15 protein-coding genes are annotated in these 15,555 nt (G+C 70.2%); 2 read left to right on the forward strand and 13 right to left on the reverse strand.

From position 1 onward, the window contains the following. The first annotated feature begins 127 nt into the window (after positions 1-127). The gene (locus ABGB08_RS38400) at positions 128-883 is read left to right on the forward strand and encodes an RNA-guided endonuclease TnpB family protein (RefSeq protein ID WP_347601046.1); all 756 of its coding nucleotides are present in this window, start codon (positions 128-130) and stop codon (positions 881-883) included. A gap of 45 nt (positions 884-928) precedes the next feature. Here ABGB08_RS38400 and ABGB08_RS38405 read toward each other — a convergent pair whose 3' ends face one another. Next, positions 929-1,801: a tetratricopeptide repeat protein gene (locus ABGB08_RS38405; RefSeq protein WP_347601048.1), complete on the reverse strand. Its 873-nt coding sequence runs from the start codon at positions 1,799-1,801 to the stop codon at positions 929-931. A 96-nt stretch (positions 1,802-1,897) separates the two neighbouring features. Beyond that, positions 1,898-3,163, reverse strand: a complete 1,266-nt coding sequence (tyrS, locus tag ABGB08_RS38410) for a tyrosine--tRNA ligase (protein WP_155346714.1) — start codon at positions 3,161-3,163, stop codon at positions 1,898-1,900. 240 nt (positions 3,164-3,403) lie between these two features. Between tyrS and ABGB08_RS38415 the strand changes: the two genes are divergently transcribed. Further along, a complete protein-coding gene (locus ABGB08_RS38415; protein ID WP_347601050.1) occupies positions 3,404-5,650 on the forward strand; it encodes a cellulose binding domain-containing protein in 2,247 nt (748 codons plus the stop codon). Positions 5,651-5,826: 176 nt separating this feature from the next. Here the strand turns inward: ABGB08_RS38415 and ABGB08_RS38420 are convergent, their stop codons facing one another. The 11 genes from ABGB08_RS38420 to argC form a co-directional block, all read right to left on the reverse strand. Next, positions 5,827-6,126 (reverse strand): type II toxin-antitoxin system PemK/MazF family toxin, encoded by a 300-nt coding sequence (locus tag ABGB08_RS38420; protein WP_347601052.1) that lies wholly within the window; start codon positions 6,124-6,126, stop codon positions 5,827-5,829. A gap of 10 nt (positions 6,127-6,136) precedes the next feature. Next, a complete protein-coding gene (locus ABGB08_RS38425; protein ID WP_347601054.1) occupies positions 6,137-6,367 on the reverse strand; it encodes a hypothetical protein in 231 nt (76 codons plus the stop codon). A 109-nt stretch (positions 6,368-6,476) separates the two neighbouring features. After that, positions 6,477-7,097, reverse strand: a complete 621-nt coding sequence (locus ABGB08_RS38430) for a DNA-3-methyladenine glycosylase (protein ID WP_347601056.1) — start codon at positions 7,095-7,097, stop codon at positions 6,477-6,479. Further along, the gene (gene argH, locus ABGB08_RS38435) at positions 7,079-8,476 is read right to left on the reverse strand and encodes an argininosuccinate lyase (RefSeq protein ID WP_347601154.1); all 1,398 of its coding nucleotides are present in this window, start codon (positions 8,474-8,476) and stop codon (positions 7,079-7,081) included. Before argH ends, ABGB08_RS38430 begins: the two co-directional genes overlap by 19 nt. A 105-nt stretch (positions 8,477-8,581) precedes the next feature. Beyond that, on the reverse strand, positions 8,582-9,778 hold the full coding sequence (locus ABGB08_RS38440) for an argininosuccinate synthase (protein ID WP_347601058.1): 1,197 nt from the start codon (positions 9,776-9,778) through the stop codon (positions 8,582-8,584). Continuing rightward, positions 9,775-10,308 carry an arginine repressor gene (locus ABGB08_RS38445; protein WP_155346697.1) on the reverse strand — a complete coding sequence of 178 codons (534 nt, stop codon included), beginning with the start codon at positions 10,306-10,308 and terminating at the stop codon, positions 9,775-9,777. The genes ABGB08_RS38440 and ABGB08_RS38445 overlap by 4 nt, the downstream gene beginning before the upstream one ends. After that, complete coding sequence (gene argF / locus ABGB08_RS38450; RefSeq protein WP_347601060.1) at positions 10,305-11,222, reverse strand: ornithine carbamoyltransferase; 918 nt, start codon at positions 11,220-11,222, stop codon at positions 10,305-10,307. The genes ABGB08_RS38445 and argF overlap by 4 nt, the downstream gene beginning before the upstream one ends. Further along, a complete protein-coding gene (locus tag ABGB08_RS38455) occupies positions 11,215-12,384 on the reverse strand; it encodes an acetylornithine transaminase (protein ID WP_347601062.1) in 1,170 nt (389 codons plus the stop codon). The genes argF and ABGB08_RS38455 overlap by 8 nt, the downstream gene beginning before the upstream one ends. Then, the gene (gene argB, locus ABGB08_RS38460; RefSeq protein WP_347601063.1) at positions 12,381-13,262 is read right to left on the reverse strand and encodes an acetylglutamate kinase; all 882 of its coding nucleotides are present in this window, start codon (positions 13,260-13,262) and stop codon (positions 12,381-12,383) included. Before argB ends, ABGB08_RS38455 begins: the two co-directional genes overlap by 4 nt. Beyond that, on the reverse strand, positions 13,259-14,437 hold the full coding sequence (gene argJ, locus ABGB08_RS38465; protein ID WP_155359798.1) for a bifunctional glutamate N-acetyltransferase/amino-acid acetyltransferase ArgJ: 1,179 nt from the start codon (positions 14,435-14,437) through the stop codon (positions 13,259-13,261). The genes argB and argJ overlap by 4 nt, the downstream gene beginning before the upstream one ends. A 30-nt stretch (positions 14,438-14,467) precedes the next feature. After that, positions 14,468-15,496 carry an N-acetyl-gamma-glutamyl-phosphate reductase gene (argC, locus tag ABGB08_RS38470; protein ID WP_347601156.1) on the reverse strand — a complete coding sequence of 343 codons (1,029 nt, stop codon included), beginning with the start codon at positions 15,494-15,496 and terminating at the stop codon, positions 14,468-14,470. Between the last annotated feature and the right edge of the window lie 59 nt (positions 15,497-15,555).

The raw sequence follows: 15,555 nt of genomic DNA on the forward strand, positions 1-15,555 counted from the left end.
AACGACCTCGCCGCCCACAGCCTTGCCGATCAGGCCACCGCCCGCGCATCACGATCCGGAGTACGGCGGGACAGCCTCCCCTTTTCACGCCGCAGCGGCGTCACCCCGGGGCACGAAGGACTCATTCGTGATAGAGGTCGAGGAGGCCGGGCAGGTGCTATCCGAGGCGGACGCCGAGATCGGAATCGATCTAGGGTTGACCCATTATGCGGTCTTGTCGGGCGGAACGAAGATCGCCAATCCGCGGTGGCTGCGCCGCCGGGCCAAGCGGCTGGCCCGGCTGCAGCGGGCGCTGTCCCGGAAGGAGAAGGGGAGCAAGAACCGGGAGAAAGCGCGGATCGCGGTGGCCCGCCAGCACGCTAAGGTGGCCGACGCACGCCGGGATTTCCTGCACCAGACCAGCACATCGATCATCCGTGAGAACCAAACGGTCGTGATCGAGGATCTGGCGGTGCGAGGACTGGCCCGCAGCCGGCTGGCGAAATCGGTCAGCGATGCCTCCTGGGGCACGTTCCGCACACTGCTGGCCGGGAAAGCGGCCCGCTATGGGCGGACGGTCATCACGGTCGGCCGCTGGTTTCCCTCCTCCCAGTTGTGCCCATGCTGCGGCTGGCGCAACGGGAAAGCACCGCTGGGGGTCCGCTCGTGGGATTGCCCGTCTTGTGGGGAGCACCACGACCGCGATCTGGCGGCCGCGTTGAACATCCTGGCCGAGGGTCTGCGCCTGCGCGCGCAGGCGGCCCTCGCCGGCGAAGGGCAGGACAAGGACATGGTGGCCGCCGGGCTGGCGGACACTCGAAACGACTGTGGAGGGCGGGTAAGACCAGGCGAGGCAATTCCGACCCTGGCACCGCCCGCAACCTACGGCGCCCGCGCGGCGTAGCAGAAGCAGTAAGAACCCCACGGCGACGTGGGGGAATCCCGGCGTTCACGCCAGGGAGGATGTCAACGGCGTCACAACAATTCTTGGTTCCCGCAGGTCGTTGGCGCGCATCAGATCACTCCTGGCGTCCTCCGGGCACCCGGCCGCCTCATATGCCGCAGCCCGCACCTCGAACACCTCCGCCTCACCCGGCTCGATGGCCGCCGCCAGGAAACAGTCCCCCAGCGCCGCCCCGGCGTCCCCCAGCGCGAGCTGCGCGCGGGCCCGTACCAGATGAACCCGATGTGCCCCGGAAACGGGGTGGCACGGGACGCGAGCCGCGAGGGCCAGGCTGCAGTCGATCACCGCGCGGGCGGCTTCGCCGATGGCCAGCAGGGCCTCGGCGCGGTCCACCCGGAGCTCCTCCGAGTAGACCGGGCACTCCCCCAGCTCGATGACCCAGTCGAAATCGTCGATCGCGTCCCGCCAGCGGTCCATGGCCAGGAACGCGCGGCCGCGCACCGCGCGGGCCTCCCATTCGCCGGGATTGAGCAGGAGCGCCCGCTCGGTGTCGGTCCAGGCGCCCTGCTGGTCGCCGCGCAGGCTTCTGGCGATGGCCCGCGCGATGTACCCGCGCGAGGTCAGCTTGGCGACCAGGGACGCGGTCGCGTCCAGTTCGGCCTCCGCGTAACGGCCGGAGCGCCGCAGCAGCAGGGACCGGCGGTGGTGGGCGTCGGCCAGGTCGTCGGGGCCGAGCGGACCGTCGAGCGCGGCGGTCAGCTCTGCCAGGGCGCCCGAATAGTCACGCATCGCGTCGAGCGCGATCCCCCGCCGCAGCCGTACCTCGGGCGTGGCGTCGCCTGCGGCGAGCAGCCGGTTGCACTCGAGGAGGTCGGCCGTCACCGTGCCCAGCCGGGCCACGTCCTGTTCCACGCACATCGTTCCACCTTGTTCACCGTCTGGGAGGGGGTCGCCCAACGGTAGGTGCGCGGCGCGCGGGTTTCTGTGAACGAATACGCAGAACGCTCGGGAGATCTAGCCGGAGACCTCGACGCCGCCGATCGTGCGCTTGCCCCGGCGCAGCACGAGGAACCGGCCGTGCAGCAGGTCCTCGGCGGTCGGCACATACTCCTCGTCGGTGATCTTGGTGTTGTTGAGGTACGCCCCGCCCTCCTTGACCGCGCGGCGTGCCTCGGACTTCGACTTGGCCAGGCCGCTCTCCGCCATCAGATCGACGTACGGCAGGCCGAGCCCCGCCACCTCCGCCCGGGGCACCTCGGACAGGGCGGCAGCCAGCGTGCCCTCGTCCAAGTCGGCGATGGACCCCTGGCCGAACAGCGCGCGCGAGGCCGCCACCACCCGGGCCAGCTCGTCGGCGCCGTGCACCATCGTGGTCAGGTCCTCGGCCAGCGTACGCTGCGCCTCACGCGCGAACGGCCGGTCGGCGACCGCCTTCTCCAGCTCCTCGATCTCCTCCCTGGTGCGGAAGGTGAACACCTTGAGGAAGCGGATCACATCCCGGTCGTCGGCGTTCAGCCAGTACTGGTAGAACGCGTACGGCGAGGTCAGCGCCGGATCCAGCCACACCGCCCCACCGGCGGTCTTGCCGAACTTGGTGCCGTCGGCCTTGGTGATCAGCTTGCCGGTGAAGACGTGCGCGTGCGCGCCCTCGACCCGCCGGATCAGGTCCACCCCGGCGATGATGTTGCCCCACTGGTCGCTGCCGCCGAGCTGCAGCGTGCAGCCGTACCGCCGGAAGAGTTCCAGGTAGTCGTTGGCCTGCAGGATCTGGTAGCTGAACTCGGTGTAGCTGAGGCCCTCGCCGGCCAGCCGGGCCGAGACCGACTCGCGGGCCAGCATGCGGTTGACCGGGAAGTGTTTGCCGATGTCGCGCAGGAAGTCGATGGCGGACATCCCGGCGGTCCAGTCGAGGTTGCTGACCAGGGTGGCGGCGTTGTCGCCGGTGAAGGAGAGGAACTTCTCCACCTGGACGCGGATCCTGGCCACCCACTCCTCGACGATCTCCTCGGAGTTGAGGGCCCGCTCGGTGCTGCGGCCGCTGGGGTCGCCGATCAGGCCGGTGGCGCCGCCGACCAGGCCGATCGGGCGGTGCCCGGCGCGCTGGAAGCGGGTCAGGATGAGCAGGGTGGCGAGGTTGCCGACGTGCAGCGAGGGCGCGGTGGGGTCGAAACCCGCATAGACCGTGATCGGACCCTCGGCCAGTGCCGCGCGGAGCGCGTCGGCATCGGTGGTCTGCGCGGTGACGTCGCGCCAGTCGAGCTCATCGAGGATGTCGGTCACGGTTCCAGTTTCCCATTGCTCGTCGGGAGGCGGCCGTTTCCAGCCTGCCTGATCACGAAACCCTATCGCCACTGGATAGTGGAGCTGAAACGTTCACCTCCCGGCCGGGCGCGGACATCGGATGTCTGCTGGTTAGAGGACCGTCCGGCGGATGCCGCCAAATCAGCGACCCTCCTGGATAGCGCTTTCCGAAACCTTTCGGTACAAGGTGGTAACCCCAGTCCCCCACGTGGAGGGCACATGCGCACGCTATCGAAACGCTTCGCGATCATCGGATTGATCGCGCTCGCGGCCGTCTCGACGGGAGTCACCGCACAGGCCGCCGCCCCCGGCTGCCGGGTCGACTACGGCGTCCCGTCCCAGTGGCCGGGCGGCTTCACCGCCAACGTGACCGTGACCAACCTCGGCGATCCGATCAACGGCTGGCAGCTGGTGTGGTCCTACACTGCTGGGCAGGCGGTCACCAGCGCCTGGAACGCCACGATCACTCAGAGCGGCGGGCAGGTCACCGCGGTCGACGCCGGGCACAACGCCGTGCTGGCCACGGGCGCGACGGCCTCGTTCGGCTTCAACGCGTCCTGGAACAACTCCAGCAACCCGGCTCCGGCGTCGTTCGCCCTGAACGGCACGGTCTGTACGGGTACGGTCCCCAGCCCCACACCCACCCAAAGCCCATCCCCCAGCCCAAGCCCGAGCCAAAGCCCCAGCCCGAGCCCGAGCCCCAGTCCGACGTCCATTCCCGCCGGGGCGAAGCAGGTCGAGGACCTCGACCGGGGCCTGATCAGCGTCAGGTCCGGCAGCGCCAACCTGGTCTCCTGGCGGCTGCTCGGCACCGAGACGTCCGCGACCACGTTCAACGTCTACCGCGGGGGCACCCGGGTGGCCACGGTGAGCAATTCCACGAACTATCTGGACACGGCCGCCGCGGACGCGTCGTACACGGTGAGGGCGGTCGTCAACGGCGCAGAGCAGGCCGCCTCCCCAGCCTCGCTGCGGTTTACCGGCGGCAACTATCTCGACGTGCCCATCCAGCCCCCGGGCGGAGGAACCACGCCATCCGGCGAGGCGTACACATATGCCGCGAACGACGCGAGCGTCGGTGACCTGGACGGCGATGGGGACTATGAGTTCGTCCTGAAATGGGACCCCTCGAACGCCAAGGACAACTCCCAGTCCGGCTACACCGGCAACGTCTACATGGACGCGTACACGCTGACCGGCACCCGTCTCTGGCGTATCAACCTAGGCCGCAACATCCGCGCGGGCGCGCACTACACCCAGTTCCAGGTGTACGACTACGACGGCGACGGCGACGCCGAAGTCGCCATGAAGACGGCGGACGGCACCACATCCGGCACCGGCCAGGTGATAGGCAGCTCCACTGCCGACCATCGCAACTCCTCCGGCTATGTCCTGGCCGGTCCGGAGTTCCTGACCATGTTCGACGGCAGGACCGGCGCGGTGTTGTCCACGGTGAACTATGTCCCCGTCCGGGGCACGGTCTCGTCCTGGGGTGACTCCTACGGCAACCGGGTGGACCGGTTCCTGGCCGGGACCGCGTATCTGGACGGGCAGCGGCCGTCGCTGATCATGGCGCGCGGCTACTACACCCGTAGTGTGATCGCCGCCTGGGACTTCCGGAACGGCGCCCTGACCCAGCGCTGGGTCTTCGACTCCAACGTCTCCGGCAGCCAGTACACCGGGCAGGGCGCGCACAGCCTGTCGATCGCGGATCTGGACAACGACGGCCGCGACGAGGTCGCCTACGGCGCGATGGCGGTCAACGACAACGGCGCCCCGCTGTGGACCACCGGCCTCGGCCACGGCGACGCCCTGCACGTCGGCGACTTCAACACCGGCCGAGCCGGGCTGGAAGTCTTCATGCCCTCGGAGAACACCGGCGGGCCGGACTCCTGGATGGCGGCCGGGCAGACCGGCCAGATCCTGTGGTCGCAGTCCGGCTGTTCCTGCGACAACGGCCGCGGCGTGGCGGCCGACGTCTACGCCGGCAGCGCGGGCGCGGAGGCGTGGTCGGCCGCCGACACCGTGCTGCGCAGTTCGACCGGCGGCTCGCTGGGCCGGGAGCCTTCCTCAATCAACTTCCTGGCCTGGTGGGACGGCGACCCGGTACGCGAACTCGTGGACGCCACCCGCGTCGACAAGTACGGCACCAGCGGCGACACCCGCCTGCTGACCGCCTCCGGCGTGCACTCCAACAACGGCACGAAGTCCACCCCGTCCCTGTCCGGCGACATCCTCGGCGACTGGCGCGAGGAAGTGATCTGGCCGACCACGGCCAACACGGCGCTACGGATCTACGCGACCACCTCAGTCACCGACCGCAAGATCCACACCCTGGCACACGACCCGATGTACCGCGTCGCCATCGCCTGGCAGAACACCGCCTACAACCAGCCACCACACCCGAGCTTCTTCATCGGCGACGGCATGGCCACCCCCGCCAAGCCCAACGTGTACGTCCGCTGACCCCGAACCTAGGTCCGCACGCTCCCCGGACCTAGGTCCGGATCCGCCGCACATGCGGCTCGAACGGCGAGACCGTCCTGTCCCCATAGATCCAGAACCGCCCCAGGGTCTCGGCTCTCCACCGAGACCCCGGTCTGGGGCCCGCCTGACGGCCGAGGCGAGCTCCCAGCGGCGAATCACCAGAAAAGGCCGAAGACGATTCGCAGAGCGGTGTCCACCTCATCGATCTCCTGTGGGGAGAGGCGTCCGGCGAAATCTCCGAGTCGTTGCGGGTCGACTGCGGTTGTCTGGTCGAGGAGAACTCTGGTGGCTTTGCCGTTGAGATCCACAGTGGGCCGGAAGTCGGCTTCCCTCGCGCTCGTTGAGGTGGGTGCGATCAACACGGTGGAGAAGATCTTGAGAAGGTCGGACTGCACCACCACGGCGAAGCGCTCGCCACGTTGCTCATGGCCTACCGCGTCACGGGGTGCACGCAACCGGTAAAGGTCACCACGCACGCAGCTCGTCCAACTCACGCTGGATCGCTCGGATCTCGGCGCGGTCGTCGGGGTCTGCCGCAATGGCCTCGGCTTGGGCGCGAATGCGTTCGTCGCGGCGTAGACGCCACGCGGCGAGCACAGCGTGGCGGATCGCGGTCTCCGGGCTGTCGCCGTCGACCATGAGGTCGGCCAGAGCGGCTTCCATCTGCGGGTCGAGCTCGATAGTCAGCACCGTCATATCCTCACTGTACGACGGTGCATCTCGCAGGAGTTTACGTCTTTTCGTGAGATCTTCGTTACAGAACGTAGTTGACTATCCCTTTGTGCAGCTGCACTGCTCCCTGGACCTACGCCAGGATCCGCCTGACATGCGGCTTGTACGGCGAGACCGTTCTGTCCCCATCGATCCAGAACCGCCACGGGGTCTCGGCTCCGGTCGAGACCCCGGTGCGGGGGCCTGACTTGATCTCCGTGGCGGGTTCGCCTTCGAGGACCTGGACGATCGCGTCGTCCGAGCAGCAGTCGAGGCCGTTGTGCTCGCGGGCCAGGCCGAGCGCGACCGCCAGCCGCGCCGGGCCTCGCGCCAAATCACGAAATATCACCGGACGCCCGTTCTCGCGGCGGGATCTGACCATCTCCTCCCCGACGATCACCTCACCGGCCCGCAGCAGGACCCCGGACGCGAGCCCGTCCCGCAGGCAGACCAGGTTCGCGCAGAAGTGCATGCCATAGGTGAAATACACGTACAGATGCCCCGGCGGCCCGAACATCACCGAGTTGCGGGGAGTCAGGCCGCGGAACGAATGCGAAGCCGGGTCCTCGCCCGGCAGGCCGTACGCCTCGGTCTCGGTGAGGCGGACGGCGACCGGCCCATGCGCGACGACCCGCCCGAGCAGGTCGGGGGCGACCTCGTGCGCGGGCCGGTCGAAGAAGTCGCGCGGCAGCGGCTTCAAGCTCCGGTGGCCCATGCCGCCTGCGCGTCCACGGTCTCACGGAGCGTGTCCAGCTGGTCGCGGACCCGGTCGGGGGCGGTCCCGCCGTACGCCTTCCGGGCGGCCAGCGCGCCGGGCACGCTCAGCACGTCCCGGACGTCCCCGCCGAAGTGCGGCGAGACCTTGGCCAGCTCCTCGTCGGTCAGCTCGCCGAACTCCTTGTCGTTGACCTGGCACCACACCACCAGGTGCCCGACCGCCTCGTGCGCGTCCCGGAACGCGACGCCCTTGCGGACCAGCAGCTCGGCCAGGTCGGTGGCCAGCGCGAACCCGTCCGACGCGGAGGTCTCCAGCTTGGCCGTGTTCACCCGCATCGTGGAGACCAGGCCGGAGACCGCGGGAAGGACCAGCAGCAGGGTGTCGACGGCGTCGAAGACCGGCTCCTTGTCCTCCTGCAGGTCCCGGTTGTAGGTCAGCGGCAGGCCCTTCAGCGTGATCAGCAGCGTCATCAGCGACCCGATCAGGCGGCCCGACTTGCCCCGGGCGAGCTCGGCCACGTCCGGGTTCTTCTTCTGCGGCATGATCGAGGAGCCGGTCGAGTAGGCGTCGTCCATCTCGATCCAGCGGAACTCCTGCGAGGCCCACAGGACGATCTCCTCGCCCAGCCGGGACAGGTGGATCCCGATCATGGCCGCGCAGAACAGGAACTCGGCGGCGAAGTCCCGGTCGGCGACCGCGTCCATCGAGTTCGCCGCCGCCGCGTCGAAGCCGAGCTCGGCGGCGACCGCCTGCGGGTCGAGCGGCAGCGAGGACCCGGCCAGCGCGCCGGAGCCAAGCGGCGAGATGGCGGCCCGCTTGTCCCAGTCGCGCAGCCGCTCGATGTCGCGGGTGAGCGGATGCACGTGCGCCAGCAGCTGGTGGCCGAACGAGACCGGCTGCGCGTGCTGCAGGTGCGTCATGCCGGGGGCGGCCGTCTCCGCGTGCTGCTCGGCCTGGCTCATCAGCGCCGTCTCCAGCTCCACCAGCCGGGACACGATCGTGCGGACGTGGTCGCGCAGGTAGAGCCGCAGGTCGGTGGCGACCTGGTCGTTGCGGGAGCGCCCGGCGCGCAGCTTGCCGCCGAGCGAGCCGAGCCGTTCGAGCAGGCCGCGCTCCAGCGCGGTGTGCACGTCCTCGTCGGCCACCGTCGGCCGGAAGGCGCCAGACTTGCAGGCCTCCTCCAGGTCGTCGAGTGCGGCGAGCATGCGGGCCAGCTCGTCCTCCGTCAACAGCCCCGCCCGGTGCAGCACGCGGGCGTGTGCCCGCGAGGCGAGCAGGTCATAGGGGACGAGCCGCCAGTCGAAGTGCACGCTCACCGAAAGCCTGGTGAGCGCGTCCGCTGGCCCCCCCTCGAACCTGCCACCCCAGAGCCGCATCGGCTTGTTGTCCGCCACCGTTCTTCTCCCTCCCGGTACATCCGTGACCTTAACCGAGACGCGCCCCGAGTCCATCCCGGACCCGGGGCGCGTCCCTACAAACGATCAGGCCCGCGCGTCGCGGGCCGCGGCGATCTTACTGGGCAGCGACCAGAGTTCGACGAAGCCCTTGGCCAGGGACTGGTCGAAGGTGTCGCCCGTGTCGTAGGTGGCCAGGGAGAAGTCGTACAGGGAGGTCTCGGAGCGGCGGCCGGTGACGACGGCGCGGCCGCCGTGCAGGGTCATCCGGATCTCGCCGGTGACGTGGCGCTGGGCGTCGGCGATGAAGGCGTCCAGGGACTTCTTCAGCGGCGAGAACCACAGGCCGTCGTAGACCAGCTCGCCCCAGCGCTGGTCCACGCTCCGCTTGAAGCGGGCCAGGTCGCGCTCGACGGTGACGTTCTCCAGCTCCATGTGGGCGGTGATCAGGGTGATCGCGCCGGGGGCCTCGTACACCTCGCGGGACTTGATGCCGACCAGGCGGTCCTCGACCATGTCCAGGCGGCCGACGCCCTGGGCGCCGGCCCGGGCGTTGAGCTCGGCGATGATCTGGAACGGGCTCAGGGGGCGGCCGTCCAGGGCGACGGGCACGCCGGACTGGAAGGTGATGATGACCTCGTCGGCGTCGCGGGGCTCGGCCGGGTCGGCGGTGTAGGCGTACACGTCCTCGATCGGGCCGTTCCAGATGTCCTCCAGGAAGCCGGTCTCGACCGCGCGGCCCCAGATGTTCTGGTCGATGGAGTACGGGTTCTTCTTGGTGGTCTCGATGGGGAGGTTCTTCTCCTCCGCGTACGCGATGGCCTTGTCCCGGGTCCACGCGTAGTCGCGCGCCGGCGCGATGACCTTCAGCTCGGGGTGCAGGGCGGCCAGGCCGGCCTCAAAGCGGACCTGGTCGTTGCCCTTGCCGGTGCAGCCGTGCGAGACGATCGTCCCGCCGTGGCGCTGCGCGGCGGCGGCCAGGTGCTTGACGATCAAGGGCCGGGACAGCGCGGACACCAGCGGGTAACGGTCCATGTAGAGCGCGTTGGCCTGCAGCGCGGGCACGCAGAAGTCGGCGGCGAACTCCTCCCTGGCGTCCACCACGACCGACTCCACCGCGCCGCAGTCGAGGGCACGCTTGCGGATCACTTCCATGTCCTCGCCGCCCTGGCCGACGTCGACGGCCACCGCGATGACCTCGGCGTTGATCTTCTCCGCCAGGAACGGAATGGCCACAGAGGTGTCGAGGCCGCCTGAGAAGGCGAGTACGACGCGGTCGCTCATGATTGCTTCTCCAGTGAGTTGGTACGCGAACGGTTGGTCAGCCGAAGCATGGATTCGGCCAGAACGTCACCTCCGTGGGGGTCGCGGCTGATGACGAGAATCGTGTCGTCCCCGGCGACCGTGCCGAGGATGGACTCCCAGTCGGCGTGGTCGATCGCGGAGGCGAGGAACTGGGCGGCGCCCGGCGGGGTGCGCAGGATCACCAGGTTGGCCGACGCCTCCGCCGACACCAGGAGCTCCTCGGCCAGCCGGCGCAGCCGGGCGTCCGGGTTCTCGCCGGTGTTCCCGGTGCGGTAGAGCGGGATGCGCTCGCCGCCTTCGCCGGGCACGGCGTAGACGAGGGTGCCGTCGTCGGCCCGCAGCTTCATCGCGCCGAGCTCGTCCAGGTCGCGGGAGAGGGTGGCCTGGGTGACCTCGACCCCGCTCTCGGCGAGCAGTTTGGCCAGTTCGGGCTGGGATCTGACCTTGTTGCGGGTGAGCAGCTCGACGATCCTGGCGTGCCGGGCGGTCTTGGTCAGCGGGATGCTCATCGCGCGTCCAGCCAGTGCAGCAGGGCCTTCTGGGCGTGCAGCCGGTTCTCGGCCTCGTCCCAGACGACGCTGTGCGCGCCGTCCAGCACGTCGGCGGAGATCTCCAGGCCGCGGTAGGCGGGCAGGCAGTGCAGCACGATCGCGCCGGGCGCCGCGTCGGCGAGCCGGTCGGCGTTCACCTGGTACGGCGTGAACGCCGCGATCCGCTCGTCCTTGCCTTCCTGCCCCATGGACACCCAGGTGTCGGTGGCGAGCACGTCGGCGTCCCGGGCGGCCGCGGCGGGGTCGTCGAGCACGGCGACGGATCCGCCGGTGCCCGCGGCGATGGCGGCGGCGTCGGCCACGATCGCGGGATCGGGGTGGTAGCCGCCGGGCGCGCAGATCCGGATGTGCATCCCGGCCGTGGCGCCGCCGAGCAGGTAGGAGTGCGCCATGTTGTTGGCGCCGTCCCCGAAGTAGGCGAGGGTGAGGCCGGTCAGGGCGCCCTTGTGCTCGCGGATGGTCTGCAGGTCGGCGAGGACCTGGCAGGGGTGGAACTGGTCGGTGAGCGCGTTCACGACGGGGATCTCGCTGGCCGAGGCCATGGCCTCGATCCTGTCCTGGCCGGAGGTGCGCCAGACGATGGCGGCGACCTGCCGGGTCAGGACCCTGGCGGTGTCCTCGATGGGCTCGCCCCGGCCCAGCTGGGAGGTGCCGCCGTCGATGATCAGCGGCAGGCCGCCCAGGTCGCCGATGCCGACGGCGAAGGAGACGCGGGTGCGGGTGGACTGCTTGTCGAACAGGATGGCGACGGTTTTGGGGCCCTCGTAGGGGCGATAGCCGTACCTGTCCTTCTTCATCGCTTCGGCGAGGTCGAGGATCTCGGCCTGCTCGGCGGGCGACAAATCATCGTCTCGCAGGAAATGTCTAACCATTTTGGGCCTCTGTAAGGATCGCGGGGTAGGCCGCGAGGAACGCGTCGATCTCGGCCGGGGTGATGATCAGCGGCGGGGCCAGCCGGATCGCGTCGGGCTGGACGGCGTTGACCAGGAAGCCCGCCCGCTGCGCGGCGGCCTGCACCTGGGCGGCGCGGTCCGCGGTGAGCACGGTGGCCAGCCAGAGCCCACGCCCGCGTACGCCCTTGAGCAGCGGATGCGCGATCGACTCCAGCCCGTCCCGCAGCCGCTGGGCCACCACGCGGACATGGGCGAGGTCGACGTTGTCCAGCACGGCCAGCGCCGCCGCGCAGGAGACCGGATTGCCGCCGAACGTGGAGCCGTGCTCGCCCGCGGCGAAGATCGTCCCAGCGTCGCCGAAGCCGACCACCGCACCGATCGGCAGACCGCCGCCGAGCCCCTTGGCCAGGGTGAGGATGTCGGGGAGGACCCCGTCCGCCTGGTGCGCGAACCAGTGCCCGGTACGGCCGATGGCCGACTGGATCTCATCCGCGACCAGCAGCGCGCCGGTCCGGGTGGCGATCTCCCGCGCGGCGGCGAAATACCCGTCCGGCGGCGGCACGACCCCGGCCTCGCCCTGGGTGGGTTCCAGGAAGATGGCCGCGCAGTTCTCGTCGACGGCTTTGGCCAGCGCGTCGGCGTCGCCGTACGGGACGAAGCGCACATCAGCCGGGAACGGCCCGAACTGGTCGCGGATGGAGGGTTTGCCGGTCAGCGACAGCGAGCCGAGGGTGCGCCCGTGGAAGCTCATCTCGGCCGACACGACGTAGGTGCGGCCGGTGGTCTTGCCGTATTTGATGGCGAGTTTCAGGGCGGCTTCGTTGGCTTCGGTGCCGGAGTTGGCCAGGAAGACCCGGCCGGGGTGCGCCAGCAGGTCGAGCAGGCGCTCGGCCAGCTTCACCTCCGGCTCGTGCAGGAACAGGTTGGAGGTGTGCGCGAGCGTCGCGACCTGGGTGGACACGGCTTCGACGAGCGCCGGATGGGCGTGGCCGAGCGAGGTGACCGCGATCCCCCCGATGAAGTCGAGGTATTCCTTGCCGTCCACGTCCCACACCCGGGTGCCCTCGCCGCGGGCGAGCGCGACCGGCGGCACGCCGTAGTTGGGCATGAACGCTCGCTCGAACCGGTCAAAGAGGGTCATGCCCCCTCCTTCGGGGTGTCGGGCCGGACCATGGTGCCGATGCCCTCGTCGGTGAAGATCTCCAGCAGGACCGCGTGCGGCTTGCGGCCGTCCAGCACGTGCGCCTGCGGCACGCCGCCGCGCACGGCCGTCAGGCAGGCCTCCATCTTGGGGACCATGCCGGCGGACAGGCCCGGCAGCAGTTCGGCCAGGTCGGAGCTCTCGATGGTGGAGATCACGTCGGTGCTGTGCGGCCAGTCCGCGTACAGGCCTTCGACATCGGTCAGCACGATCAGTTTGGACGCCTTCAGCGCCACCGCGAGCGCGGCGGCGGCGGTGTCGGCGTTGACGTTGTAGACGGTGCCGTCCTCGCCGCGCGCGATCGAGGAGACGACCGGGATGCGGCCGTTGTCGAGCAGCGCCACGACGGTGTCCGCGTCCACCCGGACGATCTCGCCGACCTGGCCGATGTCAACCTTGGCACCGTCTACCATGGCGTGCTTGCGCTCGGCGGTGAGCAGGTGCGCGTCCTCGCCGGACAGGCCGACCGCGAACGGGCCGTGCCGGTTGATCGCGGCGACGACGTCCCGGTTGACCTGGCCGACCAGCACCATCCTGACCACCTGCATGGCCTCCGGCGTGGTCACCCGCAGCCCGGCGGTGAAGCTCGACTCGATGCCGAGCCGGTCCAGGTGGGCGTTGATCTGCGGGCCGCCGCCGTGCACGATCACGGGGCGCAGCCCCGCGTACCGCAGGAAGACCACGTCGTCGGCGAAATGCGCGCGCAGATGGTCCTCGGTCATGGCATGACCACCGTATTTGATCACGATGGTGGCGCCGTGGAAGCGCGCCAGCCACGGCAGCGCCTCGATCAGGGTCTGGGCCTTCTCCAGCGTCATGAGGAGTAGGCCGAGTTCTCGTGCACGTAGGCCGCGGTCAGGTCGGTGGTGTGGATGGTGGCCGAGTGCGGGCCCGCGGACAGGTCGATGGTGATCGTCACGTCCCGGGGGCGCAGGTCCACCTTGGACCGGTCGTCCCCGGCCGCGCCGCCCCGGCAGATCCAGATGCCGTTGATCGCCACGTTCAGCCGGTCCGGCTCGAACTCCGCGTCGGTCGTGCCGACCGCGCTCAGCACCCGCCCCCAGTTGGGGTCCTCGCCGTGCAGGGCGCACTTGAGCAGGTTGCTCCGCGACACGGTACGCCCGACGTCCACCGCGTCCTCGACCGACGCGGCCCCGACCACCTCGATCGCGATCGCCTTGCTCGCGCCCTCGGCGTCCACCAGCAGCTGGCGGCACAGGTCGGCGCAGACCTCGGTGACCTTGCGCTCGAACTCGGCCAGGTCGGGCCGGACGCCGGAGGCGGCGCTGGCCAGCAGCAGCACGGTGTCGTTGGTGGACATGCAGCCGTCGGCGTCGAGCCGGTCGAAGGTGACCGAGACGGCCCGGCGCAGCACCTCGTCGAGTTCCCGTGAGGTCAGGTCGGCGTCGGTGGTGAGCACGCTCAGCATGGTCGCCAGCGCCGGAGCCAGCATGCCCGCGCCCTTGGCCATGCCGCCGACCATGTAACCGCCCTCGCCCCGGCGGAAGGCGATCTTGCTGACCGTGTCGGTGGTCCTGATCGCGTCCGCGGCGGCCACGCCGCCGTCCCGGGACAGCTGGGCGGCGGCCGTGTCGATCCCGGCCAGCAGCGGGTCCATCGGCAGCCGCTCGCCGATCAGGCCGGTCGAGCAGACCACGATCTCCCCCGCCGAGTCCTGGAGCACCTCGGCGACCTTCTCGGCGGTGGCGTGCGTGTCCTGGAAGCCGGCGGGCCCGGTGCAGGCGTTGGCGCCGCCCGAGTTGAGCACCACGGCGCGGACCAGGCCGCCCTCGACGACCTGCGCCGACCACAGCACGGGGGCGGCCTTGACCCGGTTCCTGGTGAAGACTCCGGCGGCCGCCCTGGACGGGCCGTCGTTGACGACCAGGGCCAGGTCGCGGCTGTCGTTGGCCGGGTCGGGCGGGCCCTGCCGCTTCTTGATGCCGGCGGCGATGCCCGCGGCCCGGAAGCCGAGGGGGGCGGTCACGCTCATCTGGTGCTCTCCTTTACGGGCTGACACCTTTTAGGGGCTTACGCCGGTGGTGGGCAGGCCGAGCTCCTCGGGCAGGCCGAGCGCGAGGTTGGCGCTCTGGATCGCGCCCCCGGCGGTGCCCTTGGTCAGGTTGTCGATGGCCACCACGGCGATCACGCGCCCGGCCCGCTCGTCGAGCGCCACCTGCAGCATGGCCGTGTTGGCGCCGAGGGTCATCGCGGTCGCGGGCCACCTGCCCTCCGGGAGCAGGTGCGCGAACGGCTCGTCCTTGAGCGTCTCCTGGTACGCCTCCCGCAGCCGCGCCTTCGTGAGGCCGGGGGTGGCGGGGGCGGAGCAGGTGGCGAGGATGCCTCGCGCCATCGGGGCGAGCGTCGGGGTGAAGGATACCCGGACCGGCTGACCGGCGACGGCGGAGAGGTTCTGGGTCATCTCGGGGGTGTGCCGGTGCGTGCCGCCCACGAGGTACGCGCTGACCGAGCCCATCACCTCGCTGCCGAGCAGGGACGTCTTGAGCGAGCGGCCCGCGCCGCTGGTGCCGCTGGCGGCGACCACCACCACGTCGGGTTCGACCAGGCCCACGGCGAACGCGGGGAACAGGCCGAGGGTGACCGAGGTGGGATAGCAGCCGGGGACCGCGATCCGCTTGGTGTTCGCCAGGATCTCGCGCTGGCCGGGGAGTTCCGGCAGGCCGTAAGGCCAGGTGCCCGCGTGCGGGCCGCCGTAGAACTCGGTCCAGTCGGCCGCGCTGCTGAGGCGGAAGTCGGCGCCGCAGTCCACGATCAGGGTGTCCTGGCCGAGCTGGGCGGCGATGGCGGCGGACGCGCCGTGCGGGAGGGCGAGGAAGACGACGTCGTGGCCGCTGAGGGTTTCCAGGCCGGTGGGCTCGATGATCCGGTCGGCGAGGGCGGGCAGGTGGGGCTGGTGCTCGCCGAGCGTGGTGCCCGCGCTCGATCCCGCGGTGAGCGTGCCGATCTGGATGCCGGGGTGGGCGAGCAGGAGCCGGAGCAGCTCGCCTCCGGCGTATCCGCTCGCTCCGGCGATGGCCGCTTTCACCCTGATCCCCCCGGATTGTATGTTTATGCACTGGGACTTATCTTCTTGCCTCTCAACGAGAGTAT

This window comes from Acrocarpospora sp. B8E8, assembly GCF_039871605.1.
Classification (GTDB): Bacteria; Actinomycetota; Actinomycetes; order Streptosporangiales; family Streptosporangiaceae; genus Acrocarpospora; species Acrocarpospora macrocephala.

What these genes read in the sequence shown, in the direction of transcription:
- ABGB08_RS38405 (WP_347601048.1), bottom strand. Translation starts at nt 1,801, where the DNA reads ATGTGCGTGGAACAGGACGTGGCCCGGCTGGGCACGGTGACGGCCGAC.
- ABGB08_RS38415 (WP_347601050.1), top strand. Translation starts at nt 3,404, where the DNA reads ATGCGCACGCTATCGAAACGCTTCGCGATCATCGGATTGATCGCGCTC.
- ABGB08_RS38425 (WP_347601054.1), bottom strand. Translation starts at nt 6,367, where the DNA reads ATGACGGTGCTGACTATCGAGCTCGACCCGCAGATGGAAGCCGCTCTG.
- ABGB08_RS38430 (WP_347601056.1), bottom strand. Translation starts at nt 7,097, where the DNA reads ATGGGCCACCGGAGCTTGAAGCCGCTGCCGCGCGACTTCTTCGACCGG.
- argH (WP_347601154.1), bottom strand. Translation starts at nt 8,476, where the DNA reads ATGCGGCTCTGGGGTGGCAGGTTCGAGGGGGGGCCAGCGGACGCGCTC.
- ABGB08_RS38440 (WP_347601058.1), bottom strand. Translation starts at nt 9,778, where the DNA reads ATGAGCGACCGCGTCGTACTCGCCTTCTCAGGCGGCCTCGACACCTCT.
- ABGB08_RS38445 (WP_155346697.1), bottom strand. Translation starts at nt 10,308, where the DNA reads ATGAGCATCCCGCTGACCAAGACCGCCCGGCACGCCAGGATCGTCGAG.
- argF (WP_347601060.1), bottom strand. Translation starts at nt 11,222, where the DNA reads ATGGTTAGACATTTCCTGCGAGACGATGATTTGTCGCCCGCCGAGCAG.
- ABGB08_RS38455 (WP_347601062.1), bottom strand. Translation starts at nt 12,384, where the DNA reads ATGACCCTCTTTGACCGGTTCGAGCGAGCGTTCATGCCCAACTACGGC.
- argB (WP_347601063.1), bottom strand. Translation starts at nt 13,262, where the DNA reads ATGACGCTGGAGAAGGCCCAGACCCTGATCGAGGCGCTGCCGTGGCTG.
- argJ (WP_155359798.1), bottom strand. Translation starts at nt 14,437, where the DNA reads ATGAGCGTGACCGCCCCCCTCGGCTTCCGGGCCGCGGGCATCGCCGCC.